Below are 506 nucleotides of genomic sequence, written 5' to 3' on the forward strand. Positions count from 1 at the left end.
CGACGCGCCGGGCATCGGCCTCGCCGCGATCCAGGTCGCGGTGCCGCTGCGGCTGATCACCATGGACCTCTCCAAGAAGGAGGGGGAAAAGGAGCCGCGCGTTTTCATCAATCCGGAAATCCTGTCATCGTCCGAGGAGCTTTCGGTTTACGAAGAAGGCTGTCTCTCGATCCCGGAATACTACGAAGAGGTCGAGCGGCCGGCGCGGGTGCGCGTGCGCTTCATGGATATCGACGGCAAGATCCACGAGGAGGATGCCGATGGGCTCTATGCCACCTGCATCCAGCACGAGATCGATCATCTTCAGGGCATCGTCTTCATCGATCATCTCTCGCGGCTGAAGCGCGACATGATCCTCAAGAAGCTCAACAAGGCGCGCCGCGCCGCGGCCTGAGCCGGCGCATTCCCGTGCAATCGCGAGCCGCGGGCGGAAACGTCCGCGGCTTTTGCGTGGGCGGCGGAAATTCGCGCTGTCCTACGCTTGCCGTTCGAATTATGTTCCGGTC

The 506-nt window shown here is 62.3% G+C and carries 1 protein-coding gene; it reads left to right on the top strand.

Annotated elements, in window-relative coordinates; genetic code table 11:
• Positions 1–394, top strand: a 394-nt coding sequence (gene def / locus D1614_RS29095) for a peptide deformylase (protein ID WP_119440554.1), incomplete at its 5' end; no start/stop codon positions are given.
• Between the last annotated feature and the right edge of the window lie 112 nt (positions 395–506).

This window comes from Maribellus luteus (assembly GCF_003576475.1).
GTDB lineage: Bacteria > Bacteroidota > Bacteroidia > Bacteroidales > Prolixibacteraceae > Draconibacterium > Draconibacterium luteum.